The 14,418-nt window shown below is 67.1% G+C and carries 14 protein-coding genes; 4 read left to right on the top strand and 10 right to left on the bottom strand.

The annotated features are described in order from the left end of the window. The 4 genes from ROV95_RS05800 to ROV95_RS05815 are packed head-to-tail and all read right to left on the bottom strand — an operon-like array spanning window position 1 to window position 3,519. Window positions 1-642 (bottom strand): ABC-type transport auxiliary lipoprotein family protein, encoded by a 642-nt coding sequence (locus tag ROV95_RS05800; RefSeq protein ID WP_021202701.1) that lies wholly within the window; start codon window positions 640-642, stop codon window positions 1-3. Continuing rightward, window positions 639-1,565 (bottom strand): MlaD family protein, encoded by a 927-nt coding sequence (locus ROV95_RS05805; RefSeq protein ID WP_019660980.1) that lies wholly within the window; start codon window positions 1,563-1,565, stop codon window positions 639-641. The genes ROV95_RS05800 and ROV95_RS05805 overlap by 4 nt, the downstream gene beginning before the upstream one ends. Window positions 1,566-1,568: 3 nt before the next feature. After that, complete coding sequence (locus ROV95_RS05810; protein ID WP_021202702.1) at window positions 1,569-2,396, bottom strand: ABC transporter ATP-binding protein; 828 nt, start codon at window positions 2,394-2,396, stop codon at window positions 1,569-1,571. A gap of 1 nt (window position 2,397) precedes the next feature. Continuing rightward, window positions 2,398-3,519, bottom strand: a complete 1,122-nt coding sequence (locus ROV95_RS05815) for an ABC transporter permease (RefSeq protein ID WP_019660982.1) — start codon at window positions 3,517-3,519, stop codon at window positions 2,398-2,400. 92 nt (window positions 3,520-3,611) lie between these two features. On the opposite strand from ROV95_RS05815, the gene ROV95_RS05820 reads away from it, so the two are divergent. Next, entirely contained in the window at window positions 3,612-4,871 is a 1,260-nt protein-coding gene (locus ROV95_RS05820; RefSeq protein WP_019660983.1) for a threonine/serine exporter family protein, read from the top strand. A gap of 109 nt (window positions 4,872-4,980) precedes the next feature. On the opposite strand, the gene ROV95_RS05825 is transcribed toward ROV95_RS05820, so the two are convergent. The 3 genes from ROV95_RS05825 to ROV95_RS05835 form a co-directional block, all read right to left on the bottom strand. Continuing rightward, window positions 4,981-5,364 carry an H-NS histone family protein gene (locus tag ROV95_RS05825; RefSeq protein ID WP_010480700.1) on the bottom strand — a complete coding sequence of 128 codons (384 nt, stop codon included), beginning with the start codon at window positions 5,362-5,364 and terminating at the stop codon, window positions 4,981-4,983. 222 nt (window positions 5,365-5,586) lie between these two features. Further along, a complete protein-coding gene (locus tag ROV95_RS05830) occupies window positions 5,587-7,290 on the bottom strand; it encodes a proline--tRNA ligase (RefSeq protein ID WP_058981022.1) in 1,704 nt (567 codons plus the stop codon). A gap of 592 nt (window positions 7,291-7,882) precedes the next feature. Next, window positions 7,883-8,260 (bottom strand): DUF4124 domain-containing protein, encoded by a 378-nt coding sequence (locus tag ROV95_RS05835; protein ID WP_171953400.1) that lies wholly within the window; start codon window positions 8,258-8,260, stop codon window positions 7,883-7,885. Between the two features lie 80 nt (window positions 8,261-8,340). Here ROV95_RS05835 and pssA point away from each other — a divergent pair, with 80 nt between their 5' ends. From pssA to rimI, 3 genes are read left to right on the top strand one after another with little or no spacing between them, the layout of a single operon-like run. Beyond that, window positions 8,341-9,117, top strand: a complete 777-nt coding sequence (pssA, locus tag ROV95_RS05840; RefSeq protein WP_019660986.1) for a CDP-diacylglycerol--serine O-phosphatidyltransferase — start codon at window positions 8,341-8,343, stop codon at window positions 9,115-9,117. Continuing rightward, window positions 9,114-9,623, top strand: coding sequence for a hypothetical protein (locus ROV95_RS05845; RefSeq protein ID WP_058980477.1), 510 nt, complete (start codon window positions 9,114-9,116; stop codon window positions 9,621-9,623). The genes pssA and ROV95_RS05845 overlap by 4 nt, the downstream gene beginning before the upstream one ends. Then, window positions 9,620-10,117, top strand: coding sequence for a ribosomal protein S18-alanine N-acetyltransferase (gene rimI / locus ROV95_RS05850; protein ID WP_019660988.1), 498 nt, complete (start codon window positions 9,620-9,622; stop codon window positions 10,115-10,117). Before ROV95_RS05845 ends, rimI begins: the two co-directional genes overlap by 4 nt. A gap of 66 nt (window positions 10,118-10,183) precedes the next feature. Here rimI and ROV95_RS05855 read toward each other — a convergent pair whose 3' ends face one another. From ROV95_RS05855 to ROV95_RS05865, 3 genes are all read right to left on the bottom strand, one after another. Beyond that, the gene (locus ROV95_RS05855) at window positions 10,184-11,005 is read right to left on the bottom strand and encodes an EamA family transporter (RefSeq protein ID WP_312543470.1); all 822 of its coding nucleotides are present in this window, start codon (window positions 11,003-11,005) and stop codon (window positions 10,184-10,186) included. A 79-nt stretch (window positions 11,006-11,084) separates the two neighbouring features. Continuing rightward, the gene (locus tag ROV95_RS05860) at window positions 11,085-13,913 is read right to left on the bottom strand and encodes a valine--tRNA ligase (RefSeq protein WP_312543471.1); all 2,829 of its coding nucleotides are present in this window, start codon (window positions 13,911-13,913) and stop codon (window positions 11,085-11,087) included. A gap of 71 nt (window positions 13,914-13,984) precedes the next feature. Further along, window positions 13,985-14,410, bottom strand: coding sequence for a DNA polymerase III subunit chi (locus ROV95_RS05865; RefSeq protein WP_019660991.1), 426 nt, complete (start codon window positions 14,408-14,410; stop codon window positions 13,985-13,987). Window positions 14,411-14,418: the final 8 nt, after the last annotated feature.

Consider the following 14,418-nt stretch of genomic DNA (forward strand, 5'->3'; position numbering starts at 1 on the left):
TCAGCGCGCGACGTTAGGCTGGTCGGCCTGCCCGCTCACCAGTGTCCACCCCACCACATCCTGCGCCAGCTGCTGCAGGCCACGTTCGAACGCCGCAGTCACCGCCGGTACGTCGGTGCTGCCGACCGGCTGCGCCTGGCGGAACGTACGGTCGGCCACCACGCGCTGGTCGGCGACGTGGATCAGCTTGGCGTTGACCTCGATCACCACGGTCGGCGTGGCCTGGCCCTGGTAATCCGATTCGAAGCGGCGCACGTCGGTGGACAGCTTGTAGTCGGCACGGATGCCGGCGGTGCTGCGCGCCACGCCGCGGATGCGCCCGGAATCCTCGAAGCCGCGCAGCAGGGTGTCCTCGATCATGTCGGTGGCCGGCTGTGCCCAGCTGGCGCCCTTGTAGATCTCCATCTGCGAAGGCGTCGGCCGCACATTGATGCGCGGGCTGTCGACCAGGCGCGCGGCGCTCGGCTTGGCCAGTACCAGCTGCCAGCTGGCCTGTGGCCACGCCGGGTCGGCCTTCACCTGCACCGAGGGCGAGTACAGCGTCACCGCGGTTTTCTCGCTGCTGCCAAGAATGGAGCAGCCGCCCAGCAGGGCGACCATTGAAGCGGCCAGCAGCAGGCGCGGAAGGGGGGGCGGGCTCATTTGGGTTCGAACTCCTTCGGTGCGTCGCGGCCCAGCAGGTAGCGCGCGGGGTTGTTCTCGAGGCGATCGCTGACCCGGCGCAGGTCGCGGATCAGGCCGCGCAGCTCGGTCAGCGTCGGGCCGAGCTGGCCGAGGCCATCATTGGCGAAGCTGTTGATCGCGGCGCGGTTCTCGCCAAGGATCGAATCGGCGTTGCCGGCGGCCGAGTCGAGCTTGGCCAGGGTGGCATCGAGCTTGTCGATGATGCCCGGCAGCTGCTGCACCAGGTTCCTGTCCAGGCGCTCGATGGTGCCGTTGGTGGTCTTCAGCGTGGTGTCCAGGCTGCGGGCGGCATCGCGCGCGCTGAGCAGCAGCGCCTGGGTACCCTGGTCGCGGTCGGCCAGGCCACCGCTGATGGTCTCCAGGTTGGCCAGCGTTGCATTGATCGAGGCTACATTGCGGTCGCTGAGGATCTGGTCCATGCGCTCGACGATGCGGTTGGCAACATCGGTGATGTTCTGCAGCGCCGACGGCGTGGTCGGTATGATCGGTGCCGGGTCCTTGTTGACTGTGGTCAGCGCCGGCGACTGCGGCGTACCGCCGCTGAGCTGGATGATCGACGGGCCGGTGAGGCTGGTGATCGCCAGCTTGGCGCGGGTATCGGTCTTGACCGGGGTGGTCGAGTTCAGGCGGATGCGTGCGACCACCTGGCGCGGGTCGTCCGGCACCAGGTTCAGTTCGACGATCGACCCGACCGCGATGCCGTTGTACTGCACCGGGCTGCCCACCGACAGGCCGGTCACCGCCTCGCGGAACACCACGCGGTATTCCTGCCAGGTGCGGTCGGAAGAGTACTTGGCCGCCCACAGGCCGAACGCCAGCAGGGCCAGGCCGGTGATCAGGGTGAACGCGCCGATCAGCACGTAGTTGGCTTTGGTTTCCATGGCTCAGGCACTCTCGATCTGTTCGCCACGCGCGGCGCGCGCGCGGGGTCCGTGGAAGTATTCCTGGATCCACGGATGATCCAGTTTCTCGATTTCCGGGAGGGGGGCGTTGGCAACGACCCTGCGGTCGGCCAGCACGGCCACGCGGTCGCAGATGGCGTACAGGGTGTCCAGGTCGTGGGTGATCAGGAACACGGTCAGCCCCAGCGCTTCCTGCAGGGTCTTGATCAGTCGGTCGAACGCGGCCGCGCCGATCGGGTCGAGGCCGGCGGTGGGTTCGTCCAGGAACAGCAGCGGCGGGTCCAGCGCCAGCGCCCGGGCCAGGCCGGCGCGCTTGCGCATGCCGCCGGACAGCTGCGAGGGCAGCTTGTTGATCGCGTCGGCGGGCAGGCCGGCCAGCTTCACCTTCAGCAGTGCCAGCTCGTAATGCCAGCGCTCGGGCAGTTCGCGGTGGTGTTCCTTCAGCGGCACCTGCACGTTCTCGCCCACGGTCAGTGATGAAAACAGTGCGCCGTCCTGGAACAGCACGCCGGTGTTGCGTTCGATGTGCAGGCGGCTCTCGGCGTCGTCGGCACGCGCGTCGCGGCCCAGCACTTCGATCTGGCCTTCGTCGGGCGTGCGCAGGCCCAGGATGGAGCGCATCAGCACCGACTTGCCGGTGCCGGAGCCACCGACCACGCCCAGGATCTCGCCGCGACGCACGTCCAGGTCCAGGTCTTCGTGCACGGTCTGGCTGCCGAAACGGTTGACCAGGCCGCGCACGCGGATGGCCAGCTCGTGGCCGTCGTCGTCCTGCATGGGAATGTCTTCGGGCGTCGGATGCGTGCTCATGTCACCAGCCCATGTGCATGAACCACAACGCCGCGAAGGCGTCGATGATGATCACCAGCGAGATCGTCTGCACCACGCTGGAAGTAGTGCGTTCGCCTACCGACTGTGCCGTGCCTTCGACCTTCAGGCCTTCCAGGCAGCCGATCAGGCCGATCACCAGCGCGAACACCGGCGCCTTCGACAGGCCGACCAGCATGTGCCGCACCTCCATGGTCTCGTGCATGCGCGCGATGTACATCTGCGGCGGGATGTCGAGGTCGAACGCACCGACGGTGACGCCGCCGGCCAGGCCGGCGATCATCGCGATGAAGGTCAGCAGGGGCAGGGTGACCAGCAACGCCAGCAAGCGAGGCAGCACCAGCAGGTCGACCGGGTCCAGGCCCAGCGTGCGCATCGCATCGATTTCCTCGCGCGCCTTCATCGCGCCGATCTGTGCGGTGAAGGCGCTGGCGGTACGGCCGGCCAGCACGATCGCGGTCAGCAGCACCGCGAACTCGCGCAGGAAGGCGATGTTGACCAGTTCGACCACGTAGATCTCGGCGCCGAAGTCGCGCAGGATGGTCGAGCCGAGGAAGGCGATCACCGCACCGACCAGGTAGGACAGCAGTGCCACCAGCGGCACCGCATCCAGCCCGACCTGCTCCATCTGGTGCACGGTGGCGGTAAGGCGGAAGCGGCGCGGTTCCTTGACCAGGCGGGCCGCCTTGACCAGGTTCTCGCCGAGGAAACTGCACAGCGCCTTGATGTTGTGGCCTGTGGCATGGACGCTGACACCCAGCCGCTCCAGTGCCGCCAGCACGCCGAAGTCGCGCTTGGGCTTGGGCCGGTCGTCGGCGACTTCCTCGATGGTGCACACCAGCGCCTGGTGATCCGCGCGGAACTTCAGTGCGTCTTCGCCGAGGTCGGCGCGATGGGCCACGCGCAGCACCTGCAGCACGCCGGCCGAATCCATCTTCTCGATGGCGGTGGCATCGATGCCGGTCAGCGTGTCAGGAACGCCACGCAGGACCTCGGCCGCGGCCAGCGCGGTCTTCAAGGTCCAGGTGCCGGACAGGCGGATCACGCCCGGATCATGGGCGTCCTGTTCGAGCTGGGGGGCGTGGTTCGGGGTCACTTGGGCCATTCCGGTCGCAGCATAACCGTTCTGTATTGGCCATCGCGTCGAACTCGGATGAATTTCTCCGGTCAGGCCCCGCCTAGGTAATACTACGGCGCATGTCCGCAGATGCTCACACGATCCCCACGCCCCAGGCCACCTACGCGCAGCGGGTGGCCTTCGTTTCCGAGATCGCCGGACGCCTGCACAGCTATGGCACCACGGCCCAGCGCCTGGAAACGGCGGTGGTGGCACTGGCTCGCCAGCTCGACCTGGATTGTGAACCGTGGTCGAACCCCACCGGCATCATCCTCAGCTTCAGCGATCCGGCGCAGGCGATCGGCTCCAGTGACATCACCCGGGTGATCCGCCTGGCGCCCGGCGAGAACGACCTGCACAAGCTCAGCGTCGCCGACCATATTGCCGAAGAAGTGGCCAACGGCCGGATGAGCATCGCGCAGGGCCACACCGCGCTGCGCCAGCTGGACAAGGATCCGGGCCGGCGCGGCAAGCTGCGCACGATCCTCTCGTTCACCCTTGGCGCGGCTGGCGTGGCCGGCATGTGGAAGCTGCCGTGGCTGGACATTGCAACCGCCGGTGTCATCGGCCTGATGATCGGCCTGCTCGGCATGGTCACCGACCGTCGCCCGGCCACCCGCGAAGCCGCCGAGGCACTGGCCGCGCTGTTGGCCGGCCTGGTCGCCACCCTGGTTGCGTCCTTTATTGGTGCGCTCAACCTCAACACGGTGATCATCGCCTCGCTGGTAGTGCTGCTGCCCGGCATGTCGCTGACCAATGCGGTCAACGAACTGGCCAGCCAGCACTGGGTATCGGGCACCGCGCGCTTTGCCGGCGCGCTGACCACCATCATGAAGCTCAGCGTCGGCGCGATGATCGCGGTGACCCTGGCCGACGTGCTCGGCCTCGACCCGGTGATCCGCGCGGCTCGGCCGCAGGGGCCGTGGGTGGAGTGGGGCTCGCTGCTGACCGCGGCATTCGCGTTCGCGATGCTGTTCAAGGCCAATCGTCGCGACTATCCGTGGGTGATTGCCGCCTCGGTGGCCGGTTATGCGATCTCCAAGTTTGGCGGCCACGCCTGGGGCGCGCCGGCCGGCATCTTCCTGTCGGCGATGCTGCTGACCGCCGGTGGCAATCTGTTCGGTCGTCTGGTCGGGCGTCCGGGCGCGATCATCCGCCTGCCCGGCATCATCATGATGGTGCCCGGCAGCACCAGCCTGCGCGGCGTGCTGACCCTGGTCCAGCAGCAGGACGTGGGCGCCGGCCAGAGCGTGTTCCTTACCGTGCTCAACGTGGTGATGGCACTGGTGGCCGGCCTGCTGTTCGGCAATCTGCTGATGCCCGCCCGCAAGACTCTGTAGAGCCGAGCCCATGCTCGGCTTCGGATATGGATAGCCGAGCGTGGGCTCGGCTCTACAAACAAAAAGCGCCGGCTTTCGCCGGCGTTTTCCATTGCATTCCGATCCGGCCTCAGGCCTTCTTGATCAGGAAATCTTCCGGCTTCTTGTTGCCCTTGGCAGTCAGCTCAGCCATCCAGCGCGGCTGCTTGCCACGGCCGGTCCAGGTTTCCTTGGGGTTGGCCGGGTTGCGGTACTTCGGGGCAACCTTGCCCAGCTTGCGGCCGGCGGTCTTCGACGGGGCCTTGGCGGCCGGAGCGGCCTTGCGGGCACGCGTGGCCGGGGCGCTGCCGAACAGTTCTTCGATGGTGTAACCCTCGGTCTTGGCCAGCTTGGTCAGCTGGGCCCGGACCTTGGTGATCGGCCGGCGCTTGGCGACGATGGTCTGCTGCTTCTTGGCGGTACGGATCAGGGCGCCCAGCTCGCGTGCTGACAGGCCGGTCAGGTCAATGCTCATTTACGGTTACTCCGGAAACTAATGTGTGGACGGGACAAGCCAGTCCATGGCGTCGGCGGACAGAATAGAGATGAATTAATCACAGCACAAATGCAGGCGGGTCATGGCGTGGCGGCATGCAGGCGCCGTCGCGGTGATTTTGACCGGATTATGTCCGCTGCAATATCGGGGAAGACCGCGGCAGAAAAAAAAGACCGGGGCAGGGCCCGGTCTTTTTCCTGATCAGCCCTGCAGACGCTGCAGCAGGGAGGCCTTGTCCAGGCTTTCCGCTTCGCTGGCGCGGCGCGAGCGGTATTCGTAGGTACCGGCGGCCAGGCCGCGTTCGCTGACCACCACGCGGTGCGGGATGCCGATCAGTTCCATGTCGGCGAACATCGCGCCCGGGCGCAGGCCGCGATCGTCAAGCGCCGCGTCCAGGCCGGCATCGCGCAGTTCCTGCAACAGGTTGGCCGCAGCGTCGGCCACGGCAGCATCGCCCTTCGGGTTGATCACGCACACCACCACCTGCCACGGCGCCATCGCGTCCGGCCAGATGATGCCGGCGTCGTCATGGTTCTGTTCGATCGCGGCAGCTACCACGCGCGAGATACCGATGCCATAGCAGCCCATCGCCATCACCGCCGCCTTGCCGTTTTCATCCAGCACGGTGGCATCCAGCGCTTCGGCGTACTTGCGACCGAGCTGGAACACGTGGCCGACTTCGATGCCACGGGCGATCTTCAGTTCGCCACCGTCCAGTGCGCGGTCACCGGCACGCACGTTGCGGATGTCCGCCACTTCCGGTTCCGGCAGGTCGCGGCCCCAGTTGACGCCGGCCAGGTGGAAGCCGGTTTCGTTGGCGCCGACGACGAAGTCCGACATCGCCGCCACTTCGCGATCGGCGACCACGCGTATGGGCTTGGCCGGGGCGACCGGGCCGAGGAAGCCCGGCACGCTGCCCAGATGCTCGGCGATTTCCGCCTCGCTGGCGAAGCGCTGTTCGTCCAGGCCGGCAACCTTGGCCAGCTTGATCTCGTTGACTTCATGGTCACCGCGCACCAGTACCAGCACGAACTGCTGTGCCTTTCCTTCACCCGCGATCAGCGCCACCGACTTCACCGTGCGCTGCAGGTCGATGCCGAGCAGGGCCGCGACCTCCTCGCAGGTCTTCTGGGTGGGGGTGTCGACCTTGCGCATGGCTTCGCTGGCGGCCGCACGCGGCGCCGGATCGGCGGCAATCGCCGCTTCCATGTTGGCCGCGTAGTCCGAGCCGGTGGAGAACACCAGCGCGTCTTCACCGGAATCGGCGATCACGTGGAATTCCTGCGACGCATCGCCGCCGATTGCGCCGGAGTCGGCCTGCACCATGCGGAAGTCCAGGCCGAGGCGGGTGAAGATGCGGCTGTAGGCCGACTTCATGTTCTCGTATTCGCGCACCAGGCACTCGTCGTGCAGGTGGAACGAATAGGCGTCCTTCATCAGGAACTCGCGCGAACGCATCACGCCGAAACGCGGGCGGATCTCGTCGCGGAACTTGGTCTGTACCTGGTAGAAGTTCACCGGCAGTTGCTTGTAGCTGGACAGCTCGCTGCGCGCGAAGTCGCAGGCGGCTTCCTCGGCGGTCGGGCTGTAGCAGAACACCTGGTCCTTGCGGTCCTTGATCTTCAGCAGCTGCGGGCCGAACTTCTGCCAGCGCCCGGTCTGCTCCCACAGTTCCTTCGGCTGGATGGTCGGGATCTGGAATTCCACGGCACCGGCGCGGTCCATTTCCTCGCGCACGATGCGCTCGACCTTGCGCAGCACGCGCAGGCCCAGCGGCGACCAGGTGTACAGGCCCGATGCCAGCTTGCGGATCATGCCCGCGCGCAGCATCAGCCGGTGGCTGGTGAGCTCGGCGTCGCTGGGGGTTTCCTTGGTGGTGTGCAGGTGGAACTGGGAGAGGCGCATCGTCGGCTTCGGATAACGGCAGAGACGCCTATTCTGCCAGCCCGGCCGGGGGGAGGGGTATCGGCAGGGCTGCGCCTTGCACCCGCAGTAGTGCCGGCCGCTGGCCGGCAACCTCAGAAGCAACAGCCGAAGCAACAGCGGGCTTCCCGTGGGATGGCGGGGTGGGGCCGGTTGCGGGAGACGCCGTAAACCCATCCCTGGGGGATTGGCCGCGGCATCCATGCCGCGGACACTCCCGCAACCGGACCCACCCCGCCATTGACAGGCCCCGCGATCTGTTGGACATGCGGATGGGGTCAGATCCGTTTTCCGCAGGAAAACGGATCTGATCCCGGATTCAATTCGAGATCTGACAGATTTCATCCACGCATGGCGTGGATCTATTGGCCACCGGGAATCTGTCGGGGGTGGGGCGGTGTCGGATTGCGGGGTGTCAGCCGCATGGATGCGGCTGCCAAGCCTACATGGACGTACTTGCGGCGTCCCCGCAATCCGACACCGCCCCGCCATTCCACGGAATGCCCGCTTTTGACGTTGCCGTTGCCGTTGCATGCAGCCTCTGCAGGTGCAGGGCGCAGCCCTGCCGACCCCCTTAACTTGCCGGTGGGCAGTACGCCTTGATCGCGGCCTCCGCCAGCCCCTTCTGCGCGGTGCGCTGCTCCGGGCTCAACGGGGTATCGGCCTTGCCATCACCATCGGCGTCCTGCATCACCTGGCCGCCACCATCCAGCAAGGCCAGGTTGGCACGGGCGGTGCTGCACTGCTCGGGCACCGGTGCAGCCGGAGTCTGGGTGCTGGCTGCAGTCTGCGGGCTGCGCGCCTGCTCCCGGGTCTCGTACTTTTTGCCGGCCGGCGGGGTCTCCGAGTACTGGGTCACGCCATGGGCGTCCTTCCATTTATAGACCGGGCCAGCCACGGCGCTGGCACTGGCCAGCAGCAGCAGGCATCCAAGGCAGGACAGGGCACGCATGGCAAACTCCGCGGAATGGGCGTAGAACGCCGATTGCAGCATTGGCGCCGAGCACTGGCAAGTCGATTAAACTGGATTCCATGGACCCGATCACACCGCCGCCGCGTTCGCGCACGATTTACCTGCTGCCCAACCTGTTCACCACTGCCGGACTGTTCGCCGGCTTCTACGCGATCATCGCCGCGGCCAATGGGGATTTCGTCAACGCCAGCATCGCCGTGTTCGTGGCGGCGGTGATGGATGGGCTGGATGGGCGCGTGGCGCGCCTGACCGGCACCAGCAGCGAATTCGGCGTGCAGTACGACTCGCTGGCCGACCTGGTCAGCTTCGGCATGGCTCCGGCGCTGGTGATGTATCACTGGTCGCTGTCGTGGCTGAAGTTCGACGATCCGCTGCTCGGCCGCGTTGGCTGGGCCGTAGCGTTCCTGTACGCGGCCTGCGCGGCACTGCGCCTGGCCCGCTTCAATACCCAGGTGGCGGTGGTCGACAAACGCTGGTTCGTCGGCCTGGCCAGCCCGGCCGCGGCCGGCCTGATGATGTCCTTCGTCTGGGCGTTCGCAGATGGCAACCTGGGCTGGGACGGCAACCAGCTGCGCTACGTGGCGCTGGCGGTGACGATCATCGCGGCGCTGCTGATGGTCAGCCGCATCCGCTTCTGGAGCTTCAAGGGCGGCGGCGCCAAGGGTACCCGTTCCGACCGCGTGCCGTTCCTGGTGCTGGCCCTGGTACCAGTGGCCATCGCCATCGCGGTCATCGACCTGCCGCGCGTGCTGTTCGCGGTGGGCATCCTGTACGCCCTGTCCGGCCCGGTGATGTGGGCCGTGCAGCGCCTGCGCAAGAAGCCCGAGGCCGCGTGAGCCAGGACCTGCCCGTGCTGTGGTCTCCGGCCCAGCAGGCCTGGCTGCAGGCCATGGGCTACACCGTCTATCACGACGGCCAGCTGGCCGCCGAGCTGGACGCCGCGCTGCAGCTGAGCGTGGCCGAAGCCGAGGCGGCTGCCGCGCCAGCGGTGGAGCAGGCGCGGGCACCCACCGCGCCCGCGCGCGAACCTCTGGCTGCGCCAACACCGGTTTCCCGGCAGGAACGCCAGGCGCCACCACGTCGCCAGACCCCGGTCAACGCACCGGATACCGCGCCGGCGGCGGCCCGCCCGCTGCCCGGCGGCAATGCCCGGCAGCCGGTGGTGCGGCTGCCGGATCGCCTGCAGATCGCCTTGCTGCGCGCGTCCGGCTGCAATCCCAATGATCCGGCCACGCAGGCGCTGATGGACAGCTGGCCGTTGGACCAGCTGCGCCAGGATCCCGCCGCCAAGCGCGCGCTGTGGCCGCAGCTGCGTGCCCTGCGCAAGCGGGGCGCACCGTGAGTGCGGTCAGCCAGCCTGGTCCGGTCAGCCTGCGCGCGCTGCGCGAGAGTGACCTCAACGCGGTGATGGCGATTGAGGTACGCGGGTATCCGTTTCCGTGGACCCGCGGCATCTTCGTCGATTGCCTGCGTGCGGGCTATCCCGGCCTGGCCATGGAGCGCGATGGCCAGTTGATCGGCTATGGGGTGCTCAGCATCGCGGCCGATGAGGCACATGTATTGAACATCTGCATCGATCCGCTGGCGCAGTCGCGTGGGCTGGGTCGTCAACTGCTGCGCGCGCTGGTACAGCTGGCTGGCGACCGGGGGGCACAGCGTGTGTTCCTCGAAGTGCGTCCGTCCAATACGCCGGCGCTGGCGCTGTACCACAGCGAAGGCTTCAACGAGATCGGCCGCCGCCCGCGCTACTACCCGGCCGCACAGGGCCGCGAGGACGCGGTGGTGATGGCGATCGAGCTGGTCGATGGTGACCTGCAGGCGATGCCGCCGTTGTGACGGAGAAGGGTGCCGGCCCGCGGCCGGCACTACCGCTAGCCGCCAACCTTGGTTGGCACGCTTCTCTCACGCCATCCGCAGTGCGAGCACGCCACCCACAATCAACGCCGCTGCCAGCCAGCGCGCACGCGGAATCCGCTCGCGCAGCACGAATACCGAGATCAGCAACGCGAACAGGATCGAGGATTCGCGCAGCGCCGAGACCATCGCCACCGGTGCCTGGGTCATGGCCCACAACGCCATCGCGTAGGAGGCGGTGGTGCCGACGCCACCGGCCAGGCCCAGTGGCCAATGCTGCCGCGCATAGTCCAATACCGCGCCGCCGCGGGTGTACAACGCCCACAGCGGCAGCGGAATGCCCGACAGCAGGAACAACCACAGCGTGTAGCTGAGCGCGCTGCCGGACTCGCGCGCGCCGTGCGCATCGACCAGGGTGTAGGTGGCGATCATCGCCGCAGTCAGCAGCGGCAGGCGCAGCTGGCCGCCACGTGCACCCAGTGCCATGCACAGGATGCCGGTGCTCACCAGCACCACGCCCAGCCACGCCGCCGGGGGCAGTTGCTCGCCCAGCAGGGAGCCCGCCAGTGCGACCAAGATCGGCGCGCTGCCACGCATCAGCGGATAGGCCAGGCTCATGTCGACCCGCTGGTAGCAGCGTGCGACCAGCCCGTAGTAGGTCACCTGCAGCAGCACGGATGCAGCCAGCCAGGGCCAGCTTTGCGCGGCCGGGAACGGCAGGAAGGGCAGGGCCACCGCCGACAGCAGCGCAGCGCTGCCGGTCACCAGCACGGTGCCGAGGAACTTGTCCGGCCCGCGTTTGACGATCGCATTCCAGCTGGCATGCAGTGCCGCAGCGGCGAGGACCAGCAGGAAGATGGAAAGCGGCATCCGGTGATGATGCCATGCCGGGAAAATGTTCCGGGTTTGCTGGGTGCCAACCTTGGTTGGCACCCACCAGGGCGAGGTGTTACAGCTTCGCGCGCTGTTCGCGCAGGCCGGCCAGCTGGGTGTTCCAATCGGCCAATCGCACGCGCTCCTGCTCGACCACCGCCGGTGGAACCTTGTCGGTGAACCTGGCCAGCTTGGTTTCGCTCTTTTCCTGCTCGCCTTCCACGCGCTTGATCTCCTTGTCCAGGCGTGCGCGCTCGGCGTCCAGATCGACCAGGCCTTCCAGCGGCACCAGCAGCTTCAGCTCGCCCACGATCGCGGCGGCCGCCGGCGGTGCGCTTTCGCCTTCGGCCAGCCACTGGACGCTGTCCAGCTTCAGCAGGAACGACAGCGAGGCGCTGAAGCGTTCAATACGCACGCGGTCCTGCGCCAGGCCGGCCTGCAGGCGGAGCGGCACCAGCTTGGACGGCGCGACGTTCAGCTCACTGCGCACGCGGCGCACGGCACTGATCACCGCCTTCAGCCATTCCACGTCGGCCTCGGCCTGGGCGAAATCGCCTTCGAACTCGGCGGCGGTCGGGTACGGGCGCAGCGACAGCGTGGTTTCGGTCAGGCCCAGGCGCAAGGCCAGCTGCTGCCACAGCTGTTCGGTGATGAACGGCGTGAGCGGGTGCAGCAGGCGCAGCAGTGCTTCCAGCACGTACAGCAGGGTGTGGCGGGTGCTTTCGGCGTCGGCGGCGTCTGCACCGTTCAGTGCCGGCTTGCTCAGTTCCAGGAACCAGTCGCAGAACGCGTTCCAGGCGAACTCGTACAGGCACTGCGCCAGCAGGTCGAAGCGGTAGGCGGCGAAATGGCCCTGCGCTTCGGCGGTGGTGGCGGCCAGGCGCGCGAGGATCCAGCGCTCGGCATCGGTACGCGGCTTCGGCACGCCGGTGAACGCAGCGCCTTCGGTGTTCATCAGGGCGAAGCGGCTGGCGTTCCACAGCTTGTTGCAGAAGTTCTTGTAGCCCTCGGCGCGATTCATGTCGAACTTGATGTCGCGGCCGTGGGTGGCCAGCGCGGCGATGGTGAAGCGCAGCGCATCGGCACCGTGGGCAGCAATGCCGTCCGGGAATTCCTTGCGGGTGGCCTTTTCGATCTTCTCCACCATCTTCGGCTGCATCAGGCCGCCGGTACGCTTGGCGACCAGGTCGTCGATGGTGATGCCGTCGATGATGTCCAGCGGGTCGAGCACGTTGCCCTTGCTCTTGGACATCTTCTGGCCCTGGCCGTCGCGGATCAGGCCGGTGAAGTAGACGTCCTTGAACGGGATCTTTCCGACCAGGTTGTCGGTGGCCATGATCATGCGCGCCACCCAGAAGAAGATGATGTCGAAGCCGGTGATCAGCACCGACGATGGCAGGTAGCGGTCGAAGCCGCGCTCGGCCATGGCCTGCTCATTCGGCCAGCCCAGGGTGGAGAACGGCCACAGCTGCGAGGAGAACCAGGTCTCCAGCACGTCGCTTTCCTGGTTCAGCACCACGTCGCTGCCGAGGTTGTTCTTGGCGCGCACTTCCTCTTCGCTGCGACCGACATAGCAGCTGCCGGTGGCGGCATCGAACCACGCCGGGATGCGGTGGCCCCACCACAGCTGGCGGCTGATGCACCAGTCCTGGATGTTGTTCATCCAGTGGCGGTAGGTGTTGATCCAGTTCGGCGGCACGAAGGAGATCGAACCGTCCTCGACCAGTTCCAGGCCACGCTTGGCCAGGTCGTCCATCTTCACGAACCACTGGTCGGTCAGGTACGGCTCGATCACCTGGCCGGTACGGTCACCGCGCGGCACCTGCAGCTTGTGCGCCTTTGTCTCGATCAGGATGCCCAGGTCTTCCAGTTCGGCCAGCACGGCCTTGCGCGCTTCATAGCGGTCCAGGCCCTGGAAGCGCTCCGGCGCGTTTTCGTTCAGCGCTGCCACCGGCGTGAACAGGTTGATCATCGGCAGGCTGTGGCGCACGCCCACTTCGTAGTCGTTGAAATCATGCGCCGGGGTGACCTTGACCACGCCGGTGCCGAACGCGCGGTCCACGTAATCATCGGCGATCACCGGCACGCGGCGGCCGGTCAGCGGCAGCACCACGTTCCTGCCGATCAGGTGCGCGTAGCGTTCGTCTTCCGGGTGCACCATCACTGCGGTATCGCCCAGCAGGGTTTCCGGACGGGTGGTGGCGACGACCAGGTAGTCGCGGATTTCGCGCAGGGTTTCCACGCCATCGGCATCGCGCTCGACGTGCTCGTAGCTCAGGCCTTCATCCAACGTGTAGGCGATCGACCACAGGAAGCCGTCTTCCTCGGCACTCTCCACTTCCAGGTCGGAAATGGCGGTCTTCAGCACCGGGTCCCAGTTCACCAGGCGCTGGCCACGGTAGATCAGGCCCTGCTCGTACCAGCGCACGAAGGCTTCGTTGACCGCCGCCGACGGCTGCGGGTCCATGGTGAAGGTGCTGCGCGACCAGTCGGCGGAAGTGCCAAGTCGGCGCATCTGGCGCTCGATGGTGTCGCCGGACTGCTGCTTCCACTCCCAGACCTTGCCGATGAAGCCTTCGCGGCCCAGCGAATCGCGCGTCTCGCCCTTGCCCTCCAGCGCCAGATTGCGGCTGACCACCATTTCGGTCGCTATGCCGGCGTGGTCGGTACCGACCTGCCACAGCGTGTCGTAGCCGCGCATGCGGTGGTAGCGCACCAGCGCGTCCATCAGGGTCTGCTGGAACGCGTGGCCCATGTGCAGGGTGCCGGTCACGTTCGGCGGCGGCAGCAGGATGGTGTAGGGCTCGCCCTTGCCGGACGGCTTGAAGTGGCCGGCCTTCTCCCAGGCCTCGTAGAGGTCGGTCTCGAAGGACGTCGGGTCGTAGCTGGAGGCGAGTTGGGTCATGCGGGGGAACCAGGAGGTAATCGTTGAAGGATCAGGGCGCGGCGGCGGCCCATCAAGGGACCGGGGCGCGCTTACATGTCGTGCTTGTTCAGGTCGTAACCGGCGGCCTTGTACTGGCGCCAGCGTTCGCGCAGCGGTTCGCGCGCTTCCGGATCGGCCGGAACCACTTCCAGCACGCGCTCGCACTGGCCCAGCCAGGGCTCGTCGCGCAGGTTGATCACCAGCGGACGCACCGGTGCCTCGGTGCCGGGCACGGCGATCAGCACCAGGGCTTCTTCCTCGTCCATGTCTTCGCCGGCAATCTGGTGCGGGATGTAGGCATCGTTGTCGAACGCCCACAGCAGTTCGTCCAGCTCCTCGGCCTGGGCCTGGTCGCGGGCCAGTACCAGGGTGAACAGCCCGGCATCGTTGGCCTTGCGCGCCAGCTCGCAGACCAGGCGCAGGGGCTCGGTCAGGAAACGGGGCTTGGCGATCAGGTAGAAGTCGGCGCGGGGCATGGCAGGGT

This window comes from Stenotrophomonas maltophilia group sp. msm1 (genome assembly GCF_032025805.1).
GTDB lineage: Bacteria > Pseudomonadota > Gammaproteobacteria > Xanthomonadales > Xanthomonadaceae > Stenotrophomonas > Stenotrophomonas hibiscicola.

Coding starts and splice junctions, on each gene's coding strand:
- ROV95_RS05800 (WP_021202701.1), bottom strand. CDS start 642: ATGAGCCCGCCCCCCCTTCCGCGCCTGCTGCTGGCCGCTTCAATGGTC.
- ROV95_RS05805 (WP_019660980.1), bottom strand. CDS start 1,565: ATGGAAACCAAAGCCAACTACGTGCTGATCGGCGCGTTCACCCTGATC.
- ROV95_RS05810 (WP_021202702.1), bottom strand. CDS start 2,396: ATGAGCACGCATCCGACGCCCGAAGACATTCCCATGCAGGACGACGAC.
- ROV95_RS05815 (WP_019660982.1), bottom strand. CDS start 3,519: ATGGCCCAAGTGACCCCGAACCACGCCCCCCAGCTCGAACAGGACGCC.
- ROV95_RS05820 (WP_019660983.1), top strand. CDS start 3,612: ATGTCCGCAGATGCTCACACGATCCCCACGCCCCAGGCCACCTACGCG.
- ROV95_RS05825 (WP_010480700.1), bottom strand. CDS start 5,364: ATGAGCATTGACCTGACCGGCCTGTCAGCACGCGAGCTGGGCGCCCTG.
- ROV95_RS05830 (WP_058981022.1), bottom strand. CDS start 7,290: ATGCGCCTCTCCCAGTTCCACCTGCACACCACCAAGGAAACCCCCAGC.
- ROV95_RS05835 (WP_171953400.1), bottom strand. CDS start 8,260: ATGCGTGCCCTGTCCTGCCTTGGATGCCTGCTGCTGCTGGCCAGTGCC.
- pssA (WP_019660986.1), top strand. CDS start 8,341: ATGGACCCGATCACACCGCCGCCGCGTTCGCGCACGATTTACCTGCTG.
- ROV95_RS05855 (WP_312543470.1), bottom strand. CDS start 11,005: ATGCCGCTTTCCATCTTCCTGCTGGTCCTCGCCGCTGCGGCACTGCAT.
- ROV95_RS05860 (WP_312543471.1), bottom strand. CDS start 13,913: ATGACCCAACTCGCCTCCAGCTACGACCCGACGTCCTTCGAGACCGAC.
- ROV95_RS05865 (WP_019660991.1), bottom strand. CDS start 14,410: ATGCCCCGCGCCGACTTCTACCTGATCGCCAAGCCCCGTTTCCTGACC.